13 protein-coding genes are annotated in these 14160 nt (G+C 42.4%); 11 read left to right on the top strand and 2 right to left on the bottom strand.

Translation table 11 applies throughout. The features are described 5' to 3' along the window. Positions 1-50: 50 nt before the first annotated feature. Complete coding sequence (locus ACZ449_RS17645; protein ID WP_464257372.1) at positions 51-803, bottom strand: exodeoxyribonuclease III; 753 nt, start codon at positions 801-803, stop codon at positions 51-53. Between the two features lie 193 nt (positions 804-996). On the opposite strand from ACZ449_RS17645, the gene fliD reads away from it, so the two are divergent. The 7 genes from fliD (at position 997) to ACZ449_RS17610 (ending at position 9530) form a co-directional block, all read left to right on the top strand. Continuing rightward, positions 997-1737 carry a flagellar filament capping protein FliD gene (fliD, locus tag ACZ449_RS17640; protein WP_464257371.1) on the top strand — a complete coding sequence of 247 codons (741 nt, stop codon included), beginning with the start codon at positions 997-999 and terminating at the stop codon, positions 1735-1737. A 166-nt stretch (positions 1738-1903) separates the two neighbouring features. Then, a complete protein-coding gene (locus ACZ449_RS17635) occupies positions 1904-3346 on the top strand; it encodes an FAD-dependent oxidoreductase (RefSeq protein ID WP_464257370.1) in 1443 nt (480 codons plus the stop codon). A gap of 348 nt (positions 3347-3694) precedes the next feature. Then, complete coding sequence (locus ACZ449_RS17630) at positions 3695-4990, top strand: dicarboxylate/amino acid:cation symporter (RefSeq protein WP_464257369.1); 1296 nt, start codon at positions 3695-3697, stop codon at positions 4988-4990. A 290-nt stretch (positions 4991-5280) separates the two neighbouring features. Further along, positions 5281-6240, top strand: a complete 960-nt coding sequence (locus ACZ449_RS17625) for a bile acid:sodium symporter family protein (RefSeq protein WP_464257368.1) — start codon at positions 5281-5283, stop codon at positions 6238-6240. A gap of 207 nt (positions 6241-6447) precedes the next feature. Further along, positions 6448-7656, top strand: a complete 1209-nt coding sequence (locus ACZ449_RS17620) for an MFS transporter (RefSeq protein WP_464257367.1) — start codon at positions 6448-6450, stop codon at positions 7654-7656. Positions 7657-7744: 88 nt separating this feature from the next. Continuing rightward, positions 7745-8659, top strand: coding sequence for a Na/Pi cotransporter family protein (locus ACZ449_RS17615; protein ID WP_464257366.1), 915 nt, complete (start codon positions 7745-7747; stop codon positions 8657-8659). 274 nt (positions 8660-8933) lie between these two features. Beyond that, a complete protein-coding gene (locus ACZ449_RS17610) occupies positions 8934-9530 on the top strand; it encodes an ECF transporter S component (RefSeq protein ID WP_464257365.1) in 597 nt (198 codons plus the stop codon). Positions 9531-9650: 120 nt separating this feature from the next. Here ACZ449_RS17610 and lepB read toward each other — a convergent pair whose 3' ends face one another. Then, positions 9651-10214 carry a signal peptidase I gene (gene lepB / locus ACZ449_RS17605; protein ID WP_464257364.1) on the bottom strand — a complete coding sequence of 188 codons (564 nt, stop codon included), beginning with the start codon at positions 10212-10214 and terminating at the stop codon, positions 9651-9653. 252 nt (positions 10215-10466) lie between these two features. On the opposite strand from lepB, the gene ACZ449_RS17600 reads away from it, so the two are divergent. From ACZ449_RS17600 to arsS, 4 genes are all read left to right on the top strand, one after another. Next, the gene (locus ACZ449_RS17600; protein WP_464257363.1) at positions 10467-11318 is read left to right on the top strand and encodes a YitT family protein; all 852 of its coding nucleotides are present in this window, start codon (positions 10467-10469) and stop codon (positions 11316-11318) included. Between the two features lie 127 nt (positions 11319-11445). Beyond that, entirely contained in the window at positions 11446-12147 is a 702-nt protein-coding gene (locus ACZ449_RS17595) for an aspartate/glutamate racemase family protein (protein WP_464257362.1), read from the top strand. Positions 12148-12230: 83 nt separating this feature from the next. Beyond that, on the top strand, positions 12231-13061 hold the full coding sequence (locus tag ACZ449_RS17590; RefSeq protein WP_464257361.1) for a replication initiation protein: 831 nt from the start codon (positions 12231-12233) through the stop codon (positions 13059-13061). 111 nt (positions 13062-13172) lie between these two features. Beyond that, positions 13173-14135 (top strand): arsenosugar biosynthesis radical SAM (seleno)protein ArsS, encoded by a 963-nt coding sequence (gene arsS, locus ACZ449_RS17585; protein ID WP_464257360.1) that lies wholly within the window; start codon positions 13173-13175, stop codon positions 14133-14135. The last annotated feature ends 25 nt before the right edge of the window (positions 14136-14160 follow it).

The following is a 14160-nucleotide window of genomic DNA, read 5'->3' as shown; positions in this document are numbered from 1 at the left end:
ATACGAAAAAAATAGACCAGTACCTTAGCGGGTGCTGGTCTTTATTGTCTTTATACCAGTTCAAGGCCGATCGGACAATGGTCACTGCCCATGATGTCAGCATAGATGCGGGCTTCTGTTATAGAATCTTTTAAATGATTAGATACTAAAAAATAGTCAATACGCCAGCCGATATTTCGTGCTCTGGCGTTCATCATATAAGACCACCAGGTATAGGCGTCCTGCTTATCCGGATATAAAGTGCGAAAAGTATCGGTGAAGCCTGATTGGAGCAGTAGTGTCATTTTATTTCGTTCGTCGTCAGTAAAGCCGGCATTTTTGCGATTGGTTTTCGGATTTTTAATGTCAATTTCCTGATGGGCCACATTGAGGTCACCGCAGATAATTACCGGCTTACCTTTGTTAAGCTGAGTAAGGTAGGCTTTGAAATCTTCTTCCCACTTCATTCGGTAGTCAAGGCGGGCAAGCTCACGTTGAGAATTGGGGGTGTAGACATTGACTAGATAAAAATCAGCAAATTCCAGTGCGATTATTCGGCCTTCCTGATCATGTTCAGCAATGTTCATGCCATAGGTCACGGCTAATGGCTTGGTACGCGTGAAAATGGCAGTACCTGAGTAGCCTTTTTTCACAGCGCTGTTCCAGTACTCGTGGTAACCTGGCAGTACCAATTCAGACTGAGCCTGTTGCATCTTAGTTTCTTGTACACAGAAGATATCGGCGTCTATAGCAGCAAAAAAATTGGTAAAACCTTTATTGAGACAAGCCCTTAGTCCATTGACATTCCACGAGATTAGCTTCATAATATCCCTCTTCCTATGCCGTATTGTCGAGAAGTATATTCCCTGCTGGTTTGCTATTATCCTTCTTAGAAAATAAGAGGATGACGGCCATGATTATTAGAATAATGTTTAATAAAATTATTGACCTTGGTATAATTTTACTGTAAACTGAAAGTGATAAAATAGATAAATTTAGTTCTTGAGGGGTGGTAATATGGTTAATTCTATCGGATACAATTACACCCAGTATAACCCCTATAATGTAGTTACCAGGCAATTTTCCGGGATTAATGCTGCCGCTGTTTCGACCATGTTGTCCGGCTATCAGGACAACAGCAGCCTTGTTTCACAAACTACGTCGACTCAGACTCGGCTGAGTAGTGCACTCAAAGAAGTCCGCGAATCGTACAGCGATTTGAAGCCTGCCGCCCAAGCGCTTACTGCTAGCCACCAGAATGGTGTATTTAAAAAATCAGATAGTAGTGCTATTGTCAGTGCTGTAAAGGATTTTGCGGATAAATATAATAATACGGTTGACACTCTACAGGATAACAGCGATCTGGTAAATAAACGGCTACTTAAAAACTTGACGCAAGCGGCGAGTGACAATAAATCTAGGCTGGGCGATATTGGGATTACGATTAATAAAGATAAGACACTGACAGTAGATACAGATAAGCTGGAGGAAGCTATTAGCGAAGCTATTAGCAGCAACTTATCAGGCGTAAAGACTACTCTAGGTAGTACTAGCGGGTTAGCAAGTAAAGTAGCTAAAGTATCCACAAACACTCTGGCACAGCCCATGGCGGCTATGGTGAATTCGAATAATTATGTTGACCAGCTTACTAAAAATTCACAGTATCAGGCGCTGATCAACCAATATTTCAGCAGTATATTTCCTGCTTCATTCAGTCAACTTTATGGTGTAGGCGGTTTGGTGGATACGGTTATTTAAAGCTTTGGAATATGGATTAAAATAATAGAAGGCCTGAACCTTGCGATGCGAGGTTCAGGCCTTTTAGCTGTTCATCTGATTTTAGATTATAAAGCAGGAATTTACAAAAAAACAGATAATAAATATTAATAGAAATAAATTATATAGGAAATAGGGGGCATGAGAAATGATTGATGTCTGTATTGTTGGTGCTGGGGTCGTCGGATTGAATATTGCCCGGCAATTGTCACGGTATCAGATGAAGGTATGTGTGCTTGAGCGCCAAGATGATGTCGGCTGTGGTTGCTCGAAAGCCAATAGTGGCATTGTCCATGGCGGTTATTCTGATAAACCAGGTACCTTAAAGGCACAGCTGTGTGTCAAGGGCAATCAGATGTACGAGCAACTGAATGAAGAGTTAAATTTTGGCTATCGAAAAACAGGTTCGCTTGTTTTGGCTTTTCAGGAGGAAGAAGTAGCGACATTGAATGAGCTTGCTCAATATGGCAAGCAAAACGGTGTGCGCGGTTTGCAAATTATTGATGGCGACAAGGCACGGGAATTGGAACCGTATATAAGTCAGGAGGTAAAGGCCGCATTATATTGCGAAAATGCTGGGGTTACCTCTCCTTATGAATTTGCACAGGCATTGGCGGAAAATGCCATTGCTAATGGTGCAGAGCTTAAACTGGAAGCAGAAGTGACGCAGATACAACAAATGACAGACCATTTTATTATTTCAACCAATAATGGTGATGCGGTAGCGGCACGTTATGTGGTCAATGCTGCTGGGATTCATAGTGATCAAATTGCGCGGTTGGTAGGAATTGATGATTATCACATTAGTCCCCGGCGTGGTCAATATGTTTTGCTGGACAAAGAGCAAAATTATCTGGTTAACTCAGTCATTTTTCAGGTTCCGACAAAGCTGGGCAAAGGCATCCTGGTAACAACAACCTATCATGGCAACTTAATGATTGGCCCGAATGCCGAAGAAATTGATGATAAGGAAGACTTGGGCACAGATGAAAAAACGTTGGAGCACATTGTGGAAACAGCGCGCAAATCTGTTCCCGGCTTTACTATGCGTAAGGCGCTTAAGTCATTTGCCGGTAATAGGCCAGTATCAAATAAAAAAGACTGGGTCATTGAAGAAGGTGCCGTAAAACGGTTTATCAATTTGGTTGGAATCGACTCGCCAGGTCTAACCTCTTCGCCAGCAATTGCCTTGCAGGTTCTTGACGTTCTCCAGGCTGCTGGCTTGTCATTACAGCCTGATCCAGCGTTTGAACCATACAGAAAACCAATTATCAGAAAAAAAGATGCGACGTTTGTTGGTGATATTAACGCCACAGAACCAGACCGTCATATTATCTGCCGCTGTGAACAGGTGACAGAAGCTGAGATTATTGATTGTCTGCATAGGGGCATTCCGGTAAAATCGGTTGCGGCTGTTGGCCTGCGGACTCGTGCTGGTATGGGAAGTTGTCAGGGTGCCTTTTGTGGTCTACGGGTTCGAGAGCTTATTGCCCGTGAACTCAATATACCGCTAGATTCTGTTCCGGAACGAGGGAATGGTTCATCCATGTTGGTGCAGCGGGCTAAACGCGCTGACTTGCTGAAAATGTAACATAATAGGTTAAAAGTAAATAGCTGGTAGGAATGCAAGATGCTGCATGTCCACCCGTGGAATACTTATGAATATTCAGAAAGCACTAAATTGTTTTTTGTATATTTTAGCAAATACGCTATAAATTGCAGGTGTCCCTGAGTTATAATGGGAAGATAAACACAATAGTATTTCAGTTTGTGTTAACATTACTATTGGGATGGGAGATGGTTGCAAAAAGTATACTGGAAAATACTTTTGCCTGTCCGTAATGCAAGGACAAGAAGATGAAGTATGAGGCCCGGTAAGCGGATCGACAAAAAGTAGTGTAAGCGGAGACTCAGTACTTTTATGAAAGGTAGGATGAGAATGAAACAATATCAAAAACTTATTTTAGGCTTCTGTGCTGGTGTTATTGTTGGTCTTATTGCGTATTATACTTTACCTGAAAAAGCTTTTCCATGGATGAAAACATGGACAGAAGTTTGTACCTTGGTTGGCTCCATTTTCCTTAAAACGATTTTCATGGTTGTTGTTCCTTTGCTAGTTTCGGCTCTAATGCTTGGCGTTTACGAGCTGGGCAAGGGCCGCAGTTTAGGGAAAGTTGCCGTAAGATCATTGGCATTTACCATCCTGTTAAGTGCAATTGCAGTTTTTATTGCCATATTGATGACCAACGTTATGCAGCCAGGTGTTGGCCTCCAGTTTGACCCGGCTCAGCTTGCCAAAAATCAGGCCGTTATCACAATAGACAAAAACATGCAAGCTGCGCAAGCAAAGCCATGGACTACGTATATTACGGATTTGATTCCGCAAAATCCGATCGACTCTGCTGCAAAAGCCTTCAACGGCGAAATTATTGCTGTGATGGTATTTGCGTTGCTGTTCGGTTATGCTCTGAGTATCTGCGTTAAAGATGAAAACCATCCCTTCGTTAAAACGCTTGAGGCCATTTACAATTGTTCATTAAAAGTCATTGATTGGGCAATGCAAATCGCTCCTTACGGTATTTTTGCTATTGTATTCAATACTACCTACCGTATGGGTGCCGGCTTCTTAGCAAACGTCGCTTACTTTGTCGGCGTTGTTGTAGTAAGTTTATTAATTCAGCAATTTGTAGTATATGCCCTTTGTCTTAAGGTTTTTGCCAAAACAAATCCCTGGACGTACTTTAAAAATTGCCAAGAGGCTTATGTATATGCATTTTCAACCGCTTCTTCTAATGCTACCTTGCCGATTGCCTTAGAAGTTGCAGAAAAAAAATGCAAACTTCCTCCGCAAATTTCACGTTTTGTACTAACCTGCGGTGCTTCTGCTAACCAAAACGGCTCAGGATTGTATGAAGGTGCTGTTTTGCTGTTCTTAGCTCAGGTATTCGGCATTGATTTGACATTTGGACAGCAAACGGTAGTAGTTTTAACTGCCGTCTTAGGCGGTATCGGTACAGCCGGTGTTCCTGGCGGTACTTTGCCAATCATTGCTATTTTGTGTGTAAATGTTGGCATTCCGGTAGAAGGCTTAGGATTGATTCTCGGCGTTGACAGATTCCTGGATATGTGCAGAACGACTTTGAATGTATCTGGTGATTTGGTCATTGCCAAATTAGTCAGCGCTGGTTTTGAAACAGACACTTCTGAAACAATAAAACCAGGAATAAGCGCCTAATGCAAAATAAAAGCAGGGGCCGCCTTCAAGGCGGTCCCTGCTTTTATTTTGAAAAGAAGAGCTGTGGACAACTATTTACTCAAACACGTTAATGAGATAAAAGTGACAGTGTTACAAAGACATGCAAACATAGAGTCTATTGACAAAACACAAATATACTGAGATAATAGGGTAAATAAAAAAGGAGGGACAAGTTGGCGGGAAAATCTCGTCTAAAAGAAGTTTTCGGGCATGGTCTTGCTACGGTATGTAGTCTTTATTTTTTTTACATACAAAGGTGGAGGGAGAATATGACGTTTATAGAGAAGGTAGTTAAGTTTTTTGGCGATTATTTTGCAGGTTTGGTCATTGTGGCTGCAGCACTTGCGTATTTTAACCCCGGGACGTTTAAAGTTGCCGCTCCATTTATTCCGCAGCTGCTTGGTATAGTCATGCTGGGAATGGGTTTAACGCTGACAAAAAGTGATTTTGCTGCTGTTTTCGATCGGCCACGCGATGTGGTTATTGGTGTTCTGCTGCAGTTTATTATTATGCCTTTGTTGGGTTTTGCTATTGCTGGCGGAATGGGAGTCAGTCCGGAATTGGCGGCAGGCTTTATCCTGGTAGGCTGTGTGCCAAGTGGTACAGCTTCTAATGTTATGACATACCTAGCCAAAGGGGATGTGGCTTTATCGGTTACTGTAAGTTCGGTCACTACATTGATTGCGCCTTTCATTACGCCCTATTTGTTCCTGGCCTTAGGCGGAAAATATATTCCTGTTGATGCTACTGCACTTTTAATTGATATTTTGAAGATTGTATTGCTGCCAATTATTGCTGGGGTAATTTTGCGGCATTTATTTAACTCAGCAGTTGAGAAGCTGGCAAAGGTTGTTCCTCTTATCTCTGTTATTGCCATTATTACCATTGTAGCTGCCGTTGTAGCAGCTAGCGCTCAGAAACTGGCTTCGATGGCAGGTATTGTTGTTCTTGGTGTAATGCTTCATAATTTACTCGGTTATTTGATCGCTTATGGGGTAGCCACTAAACTATGTGGCATGAGTGACTATAAAGCTCGGGCCATTTCATTTGAAGTTGGCATGCAAAACTCCGGTTTGGGAGCTGCGCTGGCAATGGTTCATTTAACACCGGTAGCCGCTTTGCCAAGTGCTGTTTTTAGTGTATGGCACAATATCTCTGGCCCCTTGCTTGCTACTTGGTGGTCAAAGCGTCCGACTGCGGAAGCTGGGAAGCAAGCACGGAAGATCTGAAAGCCTTGTGTTTTTGGAAATAGATAATGGTGCAGAATAGAGCTGCAAATCATCGAAGTACCCGTAACTTACTGACAAGGTAGGTTATGGGTGCTTTCTTTTCTGATAATTCCCATAGTGGCAGCATGTATTCGCGTAAGGTATTTTTTGTGTTACAATTAGATGAATCGTAAGGTGTAAGGTTAATAAGGAAGGAGTAGTGTAGCTTTGAATTGGCGTAGAAATCTTTGGACTTTAGCTTTTGCCGTAATGTTGTCTGGCTCAAGTTATACTATGCTTATACCGTTTTTGCCGTTATATCTTTTGGATATTGGGGCCAGTTCTCAGGATGTAAATATGTGGTCAGGACTGGTGCTTTCGGTTACGTTTTTGGTTGCTGCTGTGCTGGCTCCTTATTGGGGGCGGTGCGCTGATAAAAGCGGTCGACGCCGGATGGTTATGCGGTCAGGTTTCAGCTTGGCGGTGGTCTACTTTCTGGGATCACTGGTGCGAAATCCGTTGGATTTGTTTTTTGTAAGGTTGCTGCAGGGTTTTGCTAACGGCTTTGTTCCGGCAGCGATGGCGATTGTAGCTGCTTCAACACCCAAAGAACATTTGGGGTTTAGTCTAGGTATTATGCAAACTACATTGTTAATTGGCGGTATTTTAGGGCCGTTGGTGGGAGGTACACTTTCACACGTTTTTGGGATGCGCTTGTCCTTTGTGGTGGCTGCGGGGATCATTTTTTGCAGCACTTTGCTAGTAGGATGGCTAGTGGTGGAGCCGGAGACGGAGAATGGTTCTGCTTGTCAGGAGCAGGGCAGCATGCTGGAGGATTTGAAAACCTCGCTTGCCAACCGTCAGTTAGTGCAGATGATGCTGCTGTTATTTGCGGTGCAAGCTGTGGGTATGGTGTTGCAGCCGGTCATTGCCTTATATGTGGCTGAACTGCAGGGAAGCATGGAAGGTGTTGCGTTAAAAGCCGGTTTGGTATTTAGTTTGGCTGGTATTGCCGGAGCACTGGCCGCGCCCGTATGGGGCCGTTTGGGACAAACACGAGGTTTTTTTAAAGTTATGCTTATTGCTTTTTTAGGTGCCGGAGTATTTAATCTTTGGCAGTTTTTTGCCAGTGATATTTATCAATTCGGTGTGTTGCAGTTTTTTTATGGATTATTTATTGTGGGGGTTTTTCCAGCCATTAATGCAATCGCCATATCTTCCGCCGACGCCGATGCGCAGGGGCGTGTCTTTGGCTTGACAACAACAGCTAACCAGCTGGGACAGATGCTGGGGCCTGTTTTGGGCGGTGTAATTAGCTCGTGGCTGGGAATTGCTTCTGTATTCCTCTTTACTGGCAGTATACTTATACTGCTAGGCGTTCTGGTATTCTTTGTTTTTATGTTTAGAACCTGTCCGCAGCAACAGTCGCAGTCGTAAAACTATCGTGTGAAAAGAATAGGTGTTAAACATACCGAGAAACCTTCCGTCATATGGTAGAAGAAAGCCTATGTTGGAGGGTACAAGTATGTTGGCAGTTTTTCTAGGTATTGGTATGCTGTTAGGTGGTATCTTTGTAATGCGTTATGGGTTGCAAAAGGCATTATGGTACCAGATGCGCATAGCGTTAGAGAAGCTAACGAAAACGCCTTGGCGCGGATTGTTATTAGGCATAGTGGCCGCAGCTGCATTTCAAAGCAGTACAACGGTTTGTTTAATCACGATTGGTTTGGTGAGTGCGGATTATATGTCTTTTCGGCAGGCATTAGGCATTATCTTGGGAGCCAATATTGGTACTTGTTCTACTCTGGGATTGCTTAACCTGGCAGTTACATCAGCCTATATTTTACCGTTACTGGTTCTCTGTCTTTTTTTGAGCATCTTTAGAAAAATGCGCTATATAAGTGTTGCCTGTATGGGATTGCTAAGTATGTTTGCCGGAATTGATCTGTTAGTGCAAGGAATTGCCAGTGCCTCAGAGCTGGATCAGGTAACAGAATATCTTATCCTGGCTAGAAATCAGCCGTTTTATGGTATTTGGGGCGGCATAATTGTGACAATTGTATTTCAATCCAGCAGCGCGGCTACTGCTTTGCTGATGTTGCTTGCTGATCGGGGCGTAGTCGATATAACCACAGCTGCTTATGTTGTTTACGGCAATAATATCGGTTCCTGTGTATCTTCTGTTGTTTTTAGTGCGGCAGCGCCGTTGGCAGCCAGGCGGGTGGCAATGTCTCATATTCTGCTGAATGTTTTTGGGGTTATCAGTTTTCTGCCCATAACACGGTTCCTTATCAGTGTTTCCGAGTGGGTTACAACCGATTTCAGCGCTCAGGTGGCAACTATGCATACTTTATTTAATCTGCTATCTTCGATAGCGGTATTGGCGCTGTTTGATCATTTTACCAAGCTGATTTTTTTCCTAATTCCCAAGCCGAAGTGATAAGGGGAGTAAGATAAAAGCCCTTTTGTCTGTGGTTCAGCAGTTTTTACCTGCCATCCTAATCACTTACGACAATAGTATAGGTTGGGAAAATTATCTTGATAATTACAAAAAACCTATACAAAATTCATTACAAATGTGGTAACATGTTAAACGGAGTATGACAATCTGCCTTTACTAGCTGGTATTCGCCGGAAACCAGACTGGCGGCTTGGGTATGCTCTGGAAAATCGACTTATATCCTACAAAGGAATAAGAACGGAGGGTATGAATTATGGAAAAAATGGCATCACTACGAGGAACCGGTAGATTTGGGGTGCGGCAAATTGCGATTATTGGCATGCTGTCAGCCATATCTATCATGCTGGGGCTTTCGGGCTTTGGCTTTATTCCACTACCTACGGCTAAAGCAACTATTATGCAGATTCCGGTAATTATTGGCGCTGTTTTAGAAGGTCCGGTTGTTGGAGCCATGATTGGTCTGATTTTTGGTCTATTTAGCATTATTCAAAGCTTAACTGCTCCTACTATTCTTTCATTTGCCTTTATCAATCCGCTGGTATCAGTACTGCCCCGTGTGCTTATTGGTATTACCGCATACTATGCCTATAAGTGGACTTGGAGTAAACGCGAAGGAGTACGCATTGGTGTCAGTGCGGTTGTTGGTGCGCTTACCAATACATTTGGTGTACTGACCATGATTTACATCTTATATGCAGCCCAATTCGCCGCCGCGCGGGGAATTGATCTAGACGCAGCCATTCAAGTCATTTATGGTATTGCATTACTTAATGGCATTCCGGAAGCCATTATTGCTGCCGCTATTAGTATCCCGGTTGTGGGGGCAATCAAAAAACGGTATAAAAACTGATATTATATAAAATTTTCGATAGAGCAAAAAATACCCTATAGAATAGACGCTAAAAAAGTCTACCCTATAGGGTATTTTCGTTGTATCCCTAGTTACTTGTTGCTCAGGCTTATTTCTGTCCTATAATACCCATACTACTTTTCCAAGTACATGACTGATAGGAACAGGTCCAATATAACGACTGTCACTCGAGTTGTTGCGGTTGTCACCTAACACGTATACTTCACTTGATGGTACAGTAACCTTCTTAGGAGCGGCAGTGCGCATGGTTTCTTTGATATAGGGTTCATTAAGCTCGGTGCCATTGCGGTATACTTTACCGTCCATAATCTCAATGGTATCGCCAGGCTTGCCGATAACGCGCTTAATCCAGATGTGATTGTCAACCTCTGCCAGTTTGACAACACTGAGGTAGGTAGAGACCGGGTCGGCAAGATCATCTTTTACGCCACGCTCCCGAAATACGCGGCTATCAATAATGACGATATCGCCATAATCAGGTGCACCGGCAAAGGTATGGGACAACTTAGATACGAAAACATAATCATTGTTGTGCAGGCTTGGTTCCATGGAACTGCCCACAACACGGGTGGGCTGAAAGACAAAGGCATTAATCACAATAGCCATGGCCAAAGCTATGGCTAGGCTGTATGTCCAATCAGCAATTTCCTTAAATAGTTTCATTCTTGAATTCCCCCTAATATTAAAATTCTACCAGATAGAATGGGTGGGAGCAAGAATTATTAATAGTTAGGATGAAGAAATGAAACGAGAAATGAAATGATGGTAATAGTTTATCTTCTTTGGTATTAAACTAATCGGTATACGCTGTAGTTTTACTTTTCTTACACTTTTATATTAATCAAAGATATTCACGGCTTTCTAATAGTGTGGTAAAATTTGATTGATGTGTAATGAATGAGTAACGGAGGTTATATGAAAAATAAGGTCAATCAATATGTATGGGTAGCCATCGGGTGTTTACTCAGCAGTCTTTCTATTAATGCTTTTTTGGTGCCACACCATCTCTTAAGCGGCGGGGTGTCAGGGCTGGCTATTATTTTCTATTTTCTTTTTGGTTTTCCAATTGGGGTACAAATCCTGTTGATGAATATTCCACTATTATATGCTGGCTACCGGCTTTTAGGCAGAGAGTACACAATTGGTACCATCTATGGAACTATTCTCTTTTCTTTGGCAGTCGACGCCACGATGTTTGTTTCACAATACAACCTCATTGATGATCCTATCATTTCGGCTGTTACGGGTGGTGTTCTCGCGGGTATTGGCAGTGGTCTTATTTTCCGCGTGAATGGCAGCGCAGGTGGTTTAGATATTGTTGCTGCAATTGTAAAAAAGTATTATTCGCTTAACTTTGGGGCCGTAGGATTTGCGATTAACTGCTTAATCATGGGTGTGGCAGCCATGCTGTTTGGACTTAAGCTGGCAATGCTGACATTGATTTCTATGTTTATTAGTGCTAATCTTACCGATAAAGTGGTAGAAGGCTTTAATCGCAAAAAAACTATTTTTATCGTTTCCTATAATACAGATGCAATTATTGAAGTCATCTTAAAAGAAGTAGGGCGGGGTGTTACCATTCTGCATGGACAAGGCGCATTTACTCGCCAGACCAAGCAAGTGTTGTTCGTCGTTGTCAGTCTAACCCAAATTGCTAAGATTAAACAACTGGTTGATGAGGTTGATCCCAATGCCTTTATGATTGTGCAGGATGCGGCAGAAGTTATGGGGCGCGGGTTCACTTTGCCGGGAAATAGGCAAATATAGCTGAAGCTGGTCTCGAAGTGGGATGTCCAGGCCATGTGAATATCACAGTTAGTAAACAGTACGGGCAAGTCAAGACAATTAAGGTCGGCGGTACCGCTGTATGCGTAATGGAAGGGGAAATGCGATTTTGAAGACAATCGGTCTTATTGGCGGATTGAGCTGGGAATCATCATTGGAATATTACCGGCTGATTAATGAAGGGGTGAAGCAAAAGTTAGGTGGGCTGCATTCAGCCCAGTGCTTGATATATTCAGTTGATTTTGGACCTATTGAGGAGCTGATGAGGCAAGGCGACTGGCTGGAGGTAAACAAGATACTGGTTGACGCGGCGCTGCACTTAAAACAGGGCGGGGCAGACTTTATTCTTATTTGTTCTAATACTATGCATAAATTTGCTGACAGTATTATCGAGCAGTCAGGTATGCCTTTGCTTCATATTGTTGATGCGGCAGCGCAAAAGATTAAAGAACAAGGGCTAAAAAAGGTTGGGCTGTTGGGAACTAAGTTTGTCATGGAAGGAGACTTTTACCGGAGGCGCCTTAAGGAAGAGCATGGCATTGAGGTTATTATACCTGATGAGAACGAGCGGGATAATATAAACACGGTGATTTTTCAGGAATTATGTCTTGGTGTTCTTAATCAGGATTCAAAAATGCAATTCAAAAAAAATATCAATAAACTGGTACTGCTGGGAGCCGAAGGAATTGTTTTAGGTTGCACCGAAATTCCCCTACTGATAAAGCAATCTGACGTAGCTGTGTCGGTGTTTGATACAATGACTCTTCATGCTGAAGTGGCTGTTGAGTATGCATTAAAGGGCAATAAATAACCTTTAGAAAGTATCAATTGCAAAATAAAGTTAATTTGCAATTGATACTTTTTTGCTCTATAATCATAGTATGAGGTGAAATAATGGACATCCCTTTAAAAAAGGATCAGGCAGCCATTGATAGTGAAAAATTTATATCTGCTGTGCTTCAGCCTGATGGGCTCATAACTAAGCCTAATCAGTCAATTAGCGTGGGAAATATAAGCGGCCGCCGTGACCCTCTTACTGAGCTTCAGCAAAAAATATTGTCTGCAGTCATCTACCTGATGCAAACGTCCAAAGTAGTCGAGTCCACGCGGACGGTGTGCAGGATGCCGATTAGCGATTTTTTAAAAATTTGCGACAGTAACCCGGAGCGGTTGTACGCCTTCCTGGTTAGTGAGCTTGAAAAGGTATCCCAAAAGGGAGTATGGCTGTACGAGAAAAATAATCAGAGGTTGATCCGGACACAGTGGTTTCAAGCCATCGAATATACTGAGAGAGAAATAGTTTTTCAATTCACTGATGAGATTTGGAAATTGATCACGACTATGGATCCTAATGATGTTGAGTGCCAGTTGATAAAAGGAATTCAATACAGAGGTAAGCATACATTAGCTGTTTTTGATCTTATCTGGTCTTCCAAGGCTACAGGGGTCAATGAATACAGCATCTCTGAACTCATGAAGCAATTGTCTTTGGAGTATACAAGATATTCCTATGGGCAGTTAAAACTTCGGGTTTTGGAACCTTCACTGCAAGAAATCTATGACTGGGATAATGCCATATTTGTTCGGTTTGGTCCAACATTTTCCGGTCGCAGGGTGGAAGGTATTTGGTTTGAAGTAATAACTGGGGAAGAAGCCAGGACGATGCGTGAAAAGGAACCTGAGTTTAAATTCGCGCTTCCTGAGCAGAAGCCAATGAAGGATTAGAATAGAAAGGCTAACGATTGCAAATTAAATTTAACTTGCAATCGTTGGCCTTTCTATTATATAATCTGTATAAGATGAAAATACGGAGAATACGTGAAGGGAAGTAATGGCATGGTAGAATTTGAAAAATATGTGGATAAATTAGGTGAAAAACTGGTAAAGGACAATATTCAGTGTTTGCAAATGAATTTGGGATATGCTTGTAATTTGCATTGTAGTCATTGCCATGTTGAGGCTGGTCCTAACCGTCAGGAAAAGATGAGTTTGGAAGTTATCGAAGATTGTTTACGCTTTGTCGAAGATGCTGGTGTAAAAATAATAGATATTACAGGTGGCGCTCCGGAAATGAATCCCCATTTACGTGATTTAATTCGAGGACTAAAGCAGTTAAAGTCAGTGGAAAGCATTTTGCTACGGAGTAATTTGTCTATTTTGGATCAGGCAGAGTATGCTGACTTACCTAATTTTTTTCGGGAAAATAATGTGGAGATCATATCCTCAATGCCATGTTATTTGGAGAGTAACGTAGATTTTCAACGTGGTAAAGGTGTCTATAATAAGAATATTAAGATATTACAAAAACTCAACCATTTGGGCTATGGGCGCAAGGGGCCTAAACTGCATTTAGTTTATAACCCTGGAGGCAATTTCCTGCCAGGGCCTCAGCAGGAATTGGAAAAGGCATACAAAGAAAATTTGGGTGAACGCTTTGGAATTACCTTTAATAGTCTGTATACTATGGCTAATGTGCCGCTTGGACGGTTCCGGACCGATTTAGAGAAACAAGGGTTACTGGAAGGTTATATGAAGCTTTTGGCCGATAACTTTAACCCGGCGAATTTAACAAAGGTGATGTGTCGAAATTTAATTAGTGTAGACTGGCAAGGCAAAGTGTATGACTGCGATTTCAATCATGTATTAAAACTGCCGATTGCAGCTAGAGATAACTACATAGGCAATATTAAGGCCAAAGATTTAGTGGGGATGCCCATTAAATTAGGGAATCACTGCTTTACCTGTGCTGCCGGTGCTGGAAGCAGCTGCCAAGGAAGCTTGGACAATAAGGCGGTATAGGTTTACTGGTTTAATGAATGACGGT

The organism is Desulfosporomusa polytropa (assembly GCF_055380075.1).
Note: the sequence above shows the minus strand (reverse complement) of the source record. Positions and strands in the feature narration are given on the sequence as shown.